Here is a 3388-nt window from a genome sequence, read left to right on the forward strand (position 1 = left end):
ACATATAGATAGCATGTGGGTGACATCTGCGTGGAACTGTCAGGGACCCTGCTGAACTTTCGAGTTGGATGCATCATCCTTTCGGAAAAACAGATTTTGCTATGTTGGCTTACTAAAGAATCTTGGTGAAATCCGCCTGGCGGTAGGATTAGAATTGGGGAATCCTCACTGGCCGCAATTCGTCGAAAACTTGAGGAAGAACTCGAGAGAAAGTGGGAAGTCGCTTCGTTGAAAGCAACCGCTGAAAAATTTCTTTGACTATCGAGGACAACTCTGCCGGGAGTTCTGTATATCTTATGAATTCCAGTGGCTTGCAGATCGCAACAAACTTATCAACAAGTCACACGAAGTCTTCCGCTGGTTCCCCCTAGAGACTCTCGCTAAGCTGGATATTAAACCTGACTTTTTTGCATACCTGCTTGCCAAGTCAAACAAGCCCTCCTGTCATTTCATACACCACGACCCGAACCCAGATCGTAGCAACAACTAAGCGCTGACCAACTCTAGTTTGCGCCATGCACCACTTCGAAAACGCACCAACATTGCCAAACAAAGTATTGGTGAAGAGAAAGCGTGGATTGCCAAAACTTCGCTAGGTGTGAATTCAAAAATCCGAATCAGCATCAAGACGAGTAAGTATTGAAACCACCAGAAAGCAGCAAAAATTGTCATTGCTCCGTAAGTGTCCCCAACTCCACGCAATGCTCCTCCCAGAATAGCAGACCAAGCTAAGATGAACATCAGGAAAGCGTTGAGCTGAGTACCCCACGTTGCGAGATCAACTGTCTCAGTCAAGGAATCAGGTTCCAGAAATATCCCGATCTTCATTGGGGTCATCAATAGACAGGCCAGAGAGACAACTAAGGCATAGATTGAGGCCAAAAGTAAACCCGAAAAAACAGAGTCAGTTGCTGCATCGGGATCTCGGGCTCCTACGAATCTTCCTGTGAGGCTCATTGTCCCAATCTCCAAGCCAATTACCGGAATAAAGAGTGTGTGAATCCAAGTGAACGCCACAGTGATGGCAGTGGAAACAATGATTCCATAAGACTGAAAAGCGAGAATCAGTAGATCAATCGCAAAAATTGGCAGAGTGATTTCCAGTCCACTTGCGAAACCATAGCGAACAAGCTTTTTCAGAATCCCAAGGTCCAACTGAAAGCTCTTCAGGATCTGATACTCTGGTAACCGTACTTGCTGAAAATAGATAATCGCTAAAGTGAGTGCACCTGTGAACCAGGCGAAAACCGTCCCGTATCCTGCCCCTGCGATACCAAGCTCTGGAAATCCCAACTTGCCAAAAATCAGCACATAGTTCGCGCCAACGTTGGCAATCGCCATCACAAAGGTGGATAGCAGGATAACTTTGGTTTTGCCCAATCCCCCAAAGTAACTGTTCAAACTATGACGAACCAGGTCTAGGGCAGTCCCAGCCATGAGGATTGTCAGGTAAGTTTTGGCCTGAACCACCTCTCCGTCGGAGAGCCCTGCTGTTGCGAGCAACCATTTCCCAACGGGAATGAGTGCCAGAATAATCGGAACACTTAGACAACTAAATAAAATGCTTTGAGTGAGCACCCTAGGACAGTTTTGGTGCTGATTTGCCCCAAAATATTGAGCCACCAAGGCCGTACTGAAGCCAATGATTCCGATAAAAAAAGAGACAAATGCAAAAGAGGTAAACCCCCCACTCAAACATGCATTCATGGCCTCGGCACTGACTTGCTTCAAATACAACCGATCAATAAACATCAGCATTGCCTCCGTTGAAGTAGAAATCATCAACGGAAAAGCAATGTGGATCATCGGTTTGATACCACCTCGGCCCTGGAGTGCCTTTGTTAATTTGGTAAAGGGACTTTGGATTAGATCTGCTCTGTCGAGGGGATTGAATGGGTTATAAATCTAACTGCAACAAATTGACGAAAGAAGAAATTGGGAAGCAATCCAATATTTCCATTTGATCAATTAGTTTTGTCAAGTCTCATGAGATATATCAATGACGATTAAGATTCGCCCAATGGGAAGCTACAATTGCCCGAGGCAAACACTGATTGACTGAAAAAGGTCTAAATAATGAATGTGGACCAGAACCAATCCATCCAAACACTCCAGGAAATTCATGAAATTATTGGCAATACTCACAATTTGGCTGGCCTTCCCAATTGCATTATTTGCTCAGAGCCTTGGCCCACAGACTCGTGAAATGATTCGCGAATATTCTCACCAGGCCGAACTAGTCTATTACGGGCGGGTCAATCGTGATTGTGATCATTTTGGCCTACACAAAGAAGCAGCAGATCGTGCGATGAGAAATGTGTTGAGGCTGAGGAGAATCAATGTGGTCAGCTACGCAAATGTGGATCCGGTCAACAAGCTGGTGCTGCTGGGCAATGTGCAGTGTTTTTTTGATGGTCAGTTGAGTTTTGTTCGTGTCAGTGTGGACTTCTTTGTTCAATTGACAGAGGAGTTCACCGACAATATACGAATTGGATTTCAACAGGGCGCAATCTTACCCGATCCAGATTCGAATGAAATTCTTTTAGAACTTCAGTTTAATACTGAAACTAAACTCGCTGAGTTTGTAGCTGCGCACCAGGACCTGGAGGCACTGCTGCCTAGTCGATCCCTCAGTTCGTTTTGAAGTTTCTTCAGTATTTTTTGAAAAGAGGCAACAGTAAACGGAAAGTTTTTTGTGGGAAAATTGGGCCGGCGCATCAAAGTAATATTTACACTCTGATGCGAATGATGGGAAGGGGTGTAGTGACAGACTCAGGAACCAAATTTTTTCCATCCCATTGAATTTGGGACTGGTTCAAAGATCTTGGTAGCTTGTTGTTGACGTAGCATCCATTTTCGCTCTTCGGAGGCAAGGAAGGAATAGGACGGCTCATTGTGGAATGAGTTTGTCAAAGACTGAATTGATTTTGCAATTTTTGATGTGAATGACATTTGGTCTCCTTCTTTTCAGATTCTGCGATTGAGGAATGTCAGAAAGTCTCATCTCTCCCCAGTTTTGAAAGTATGTGACATAAATAATTCATATGTTAATTTATTTCAACAAATAAAATAATATGTTTAAGAAAAAATTTATAAATATCTGATTTGAAATGTTTAAATCTTTACTTTAAATTTTATTTGATTTTTAAAAAAAATCAGAAAAACAAATTAAGATTCACTATCTATTATCCAATTTTTTGATAAGAGAGTACGATAGCCATGCTTGAGAAATCGAAAATGGTGCTGCAAACTGAAATGCCCTTTTTGTGGGCGTGGTGAAGTTCGGCTAAATTTTTTGGTCAACCCCCCATTTTTCTCGACCAAGAGATAATTCACTTCAGAATTGGAGAACCGCATGAAAGCAGTTGGTTTTCAACAACCCGGACCG

The 3388-nt window shown here is 43.1% G+C and carries 3 protein-coding genes; 1 reads left to right on the forward strand and 2 read right to left on the reverse strand.

The features are described from left to right. Positions 1–486 precede the first annotated feature (486 nt). A complete protein-coding gene (locus P8O70_11585) occupies positions 487–1806 on the reverse strand; it encodes an MATE family efflux transporter (GenBank protein MDG2197505.1) in 1320 nt (439 codons plus the stop codon). Between the two features lie 316 nt (positions 1807–2122). On the opposite strand from P8O70_11585, the gene P8O70_11590 reads away from it, so the two are divergent. Continuing rightward, positions 2123–2644, forward strand: a complete 522-nt coding sequence (locus P8O70_11590; protein MDG2197506.1) for a hypothetical protein — start codon at positions 2123–2125, stop codon at positions 2642–2644. A gap of 128 nt (positions 2645–2772) precedes the next feature. Here the strand turns inward: P8O70_11590 and P8O70_11595 are convergent, their stop codons facing one another. Continuing rightward, complete coding sequence (locus P8O70_11595; protein ID MDG2197507.1) at positions 2773–2952, reverse strand: hypothetical protein; 180 nt, start codon at positions 2950–2952, stop codon at positions 2773–2775. Between the last annotated feature and the right edge of the window lie 436 nt (positions 2953–3388).

The organism is SAR324 cluster bacterium (assembly GCA_029245725.1).
In the GTDB taxonomy this organism is placed as follows: domain Bacteria; phylum SAR324; class SAR324; order SAR324; family NAC60-12; genus JCVI-SCAAA005.

Bases quoted from the DNA above. Each gene is read 5' to 3' on its own strand.
- P8O70_11585 (MDG2197505.1), bottom strand. From the start codon at position 1,806: ATGATCCACATTGCTTTTCCGTTGATGATTTCTACTTCAACGGAGGCA.
- P8O70_11590 (MDG2197506.1), top strand. From the start codon at position 2,123: ATGAAATTATTGGCAATACTCACAATTTGGCTGGCCTTCCCAATTGCA.
- P8O70_11595 (MDG2197507.1), bottom strand. From the start codon at position 2,952: ATGTCATTCACATCAAAAATTGCAAAATCAATTCAGTCTTTGACAAAC.